Annotated in this window: 3 protein-coding genes and 2 pseudogenes; 4 read left to right on the top strand and 1 reads right to left on the bottom strand. The window is 68.1% G+C overall.

Annotated elements, in window-relative coordinates; translation table 11 throughout:
- Positions 1-646, bottom strand: a 646-nt coding sequence (locus FF041_RS36860) for a flavin reductase family protein (protein WP_153527094.1), incomplete at its 3' end; no start/stop codon positions are given.
- Positions 647-702: 56 nt separating this feature from the next.
- On the opposite strand from FF041_RS36860, the gene FF041_RS36855 reads away from it, so the two are divergent.
- From FF041_RS36855 to FF041_RS38600, 4 genes and pseudogenes are all read left to right on the top strand, one after another.
- Positions 703-1,431 carry an ArsR/SmtB family transcription factor gene (locus FF041_RS36855; protein ID WP_153527083.1) on the top strand — a complete coding sequence of 243 codons (729 nt, stop codon included), beginning with the start codon at positions 703-705 and terminating at the stop codon, positions 1,429-1,431.
- A gap of 93 nt (positions 1,432-1,524) precedes the next feature.
- Positions 1,525-1,905, top strand: a pseudogene (locus FF041_RS40510) (zinc finger domain-containing protein); the annotation flags it as partial.
- A gap of 109 nt (positions 1,906-2,014) precedes the next feature.
- On the top strand, positions 2,015-2,431 hold the full coding sequence (locus tag FF041_RS40230) for a recombinase family protein (RefSeq protein WP_267133262.1): 417 nt from the start codon (positions 2,015-2,017) through the stop codon (positions 2,429-2,431).
- Positions 2,432-2,735: 304 nt separating this feature from the next.
- Positions 2,736-3,147: pseudogene (locus tag FF041_RS38600) on the top strand (site-specific integrase); the annotation flags it as partial.

The following is a 3,147-nucleotide window of genomic DNA, read 5'->3' as shown; positions in this document are numbered from 1 at the left end:
AGTTGCGGGGTGTCTGGGTGCGGTAGGAGTGGCCGAGTTCCGGGCCGAGTCCGAAGTAGTGGCGGAAGTTGTAAATGAGGGGGCTCCAGGCGGCGGGGTCGATGTGGTCGGTGCCCGGAACGACGATGCGGGAGTCGGCGTGCACCTTGCACACGACGGCCTCGACGATGACGAACTCCCCGGAGACGTCCGGCTGCACCCGCTCGGCACGGGCCTCCAGTTGGATCGGGCATCCGGCGACGCGAGGCGGCCGGACCAGATGGGAGGGCTCGCTGGTCATGCCCGCGGCGGCGAACTTGTCCGGCTCGAAGCGGCAGCCCTTGGGCTTGCCAGGGGGCACTGGATTCCGGCCGGTCAGTGGCGCCAGCCGCTCCACGGCCGGCCACTGGGCGGGGGCCGGCAGGCTGATGACCAGGTCGGGGCGGCTGCCGAGGTTGTACGCGGTCTGCCCCACACGGCCCAGTCCGATCACAACCGTCTTCCCGAGGGCCCACGCGGATGATATCGGGGCAAGGTTGAACGAGCCGTCCTGATTCTCTGTCGACAGGAGCACCACTGGCGTCCCGAAGTACAGGATGCTCGGCTCGATCTCCAGGTGGGTGGTGACTGTCTGTGCGGGCAGAGTGCTGGGAGGTGCCGTGTTCATGGTGAGAAGCCTAGGGCTCGGTTATTTCGGCCGGGGCCGAAGTGTCACAGGGGACAATGGACCGCATGGACATACAGCGCGCACATGTAGCCGGTCCTGACCTGGCTACCGTGGCGAAGCTTCTGGCCGATGGCACGCGGGCAGGCTTCTGTCTGGCCCTGCTCGACGGCCGGGCTTGGACAGCGACGGAATTGGCGCGTCATGTGGGGGTGGCGCCCTCGACCGCGACTGAGCACTTGCATGCGCTCGTCCGCGGAAACCTGCTGGTCGAGGAACGGCAGGGACGCCACCGCTATGTGCGTCTGGCCGGTCCGCACGTAGCCGAGCTGATCGAGAGCCTCGCCGCGATAGCACCTGAGCACACCCCGGCACCCCGTTCCCTGTCGGCGGCTGGCCGCCGACAGGCCCTCGCCCACGCCCGCACCTGCTACGACCACCTCGCCGGGACCGTCGGGGTCGCCATCACCGATGCGATGCTCGAACGAAGGCTGCTGGACCTGGAGCACGGACTCGGACTCACCAGCGCCGGAGCGACCTGGCTCGAAGAGCTCGGCATCACCGTCCCGACCGGCACGCGTCGACCGTCGGTACGGTCATGCCTGGACTGGACCGAACGCCGCCCCCACCTGGCCGGCGCCGTCGGTGCCGCCCTGTGCCGTCACGCGTTCGACACAGGCTGGATCACTCCCGTCGGTACCACGCGCGCAGTCGCAGTCACACCCCTCGGCCGACAGGCACTCCGCCGCCACCTCGGGTTGTCCGATGAACTCCTTTCGCAGAAATGAGTAGTTCTGAGAGACCGGAGACCCCTGCCGGAACGTGTCCGGTTTGCCCCTGATCCTCGTTCTCACAGCCTCTCGCAAAACAGCTTTCGCGCAATGCCTCTCGCGATAGGTTCTGCGACATGCCCCCAGCCCGCCGAACCGGCCGCCGCCGTCGAACAGTTCGACTGTCCGACCTGTGAGGTGCCCGCCGGAAGCATCTGCCGCACCCGCGGCGGCAAGGTCGCCCCGAAGTACCACACCCCGCGCTTCATGCTCGTCCCCCAGCTCCTCGCCGAGCTGGAAGTGAAGACCCCCGCCGACCGCAGCCCCGGCCGCGCGTGGGAGATGGGCCCTGCCGTCGACGCCGCCCTACCCGAAGCCGCGACGAAGCCCACCAGGGTGGGCTACGCGAGGTGCAGCACTGCCCAGCAGGAGCTCCAGAGCCAGCTCGGCGCGCTCGGCGAGGCCGGGTACGACCCGGTGTTCCCCGAGAAGATCAGCACCCGCATCAAGGTGAGACCGGAGTTCGTCAAGGCGATGGACTTCGCCCGCACCATCAAGAAAGCCGTCCCCCACCAGCGGGTCATCCTCACCGTTCACGAGATTGAAGCACCTCGGCCGCGGCGCCGCCGAACTCCTTGCCATCGCCGAGGACCTGCGCCACCACGACATCGAACTCGAACTCCTCACCGGCCCCCTCCAGGGCGTCTACGACCCGTCCGGGCACGGCGCCGCCCTGCTCGCGTTCTTCGCCGGCATGGCCGAGTCCGAGCGCGAGTACATCCGGGAGAAGTCCCTCGAAGGCCAGGCATCCGCCCGCGAACGCGGCCGACACGGCGGCAGGCCCAAGGTCGTCGACGACGACATGGCCGCCTACGCCCGGTCCTTGCGGGCCGGCGGCGTCCCCGTCCCGCAGATCGCGCAGAAGCTCGTCATCACCTCGGGCAAGAACAAGGGCGAACACCCCTCGGTCGCCACCGTCTACCGCATCCTCGCCGAGGAAGCCGACAACACCGAGTGAGCCCGGATGCACGTCAGGGCTTCAAGATCAACTCATTGCCCCTTTGACCCGTATCTGGTAACCGGCGCATATCGCATCTGATGCGAACTGGCGTCACCTTGCGCCGCATTGGTCAGGCGGCGCCGGGAAGCCGCTGATCAGCAGGTAGGCGGTTCTCCAGGGCCTGCTGGGACGGTAACCGACAGGACGGGCCCATGTCGTTCCGCTTCACTCGATCGGATGGCTGACCTGCCGTTCCGCTCCACGCTTCGCATCTGATGCGAGATTCTCGCGGCGAATGCGATCTACGGAGCGTGACAATGTGGTGAGCAACAACAGGGCGACGCCGGGGGCCGCACGGCTTCACCTGGCCGACGGGGTGCCGCTGCTCCGGCCGGACGAGCAGGTCTTCGAAGCGATGCTGGACGGCTGGCGCAACCAGCAGCTGGCCCGGAACCTCGCGCTGTCGACCATCAACGGCCGCGAGCGCAAGGTGCGGGCGTTCGCCGCTCACGCTGACGCCTTCCCGTGGAACTGGTCCTCACCGCTGGCCGACGAGTGGTTCGGCGACCTGCGGTCGGTTCACGGCTGCGGACGTTCGACGCTCCGGGGCTACCAGGAAGCGGTACGGCTGTTCTGCGACTACACCACCGACCCCGCCTACGAGTGGGCGGCCGAGTGCGAACGGCGCTTCGGGACTCATCCGATCCAGGTCTGCCACGAGTGGAACACCGCCG

It is taken from the genome of Streptomyces jumonjinensis (assembly GCF_009600885.1).
GTDB lineage: Bacteria > Actinomycetota > Actinomycetes > Streptomycetales > Streptomycetaceae > Streptomyces > Streptomyces jumonjinensis.
Note: the sequence above shows the minus strand (reverse complement) of the source record. Positions and strands in the feature narration are given on the sequence as shown.

Bases quoted from the DNA above. Each gene is read 5' to 3' on its own strand.
- FF041_RS36855 (WP_153527083.1), top strand. From the start codon at position 703: ATGGACCGCATGGACATACAGCGCGCACATGTAGCCGGTCCTGACCTG.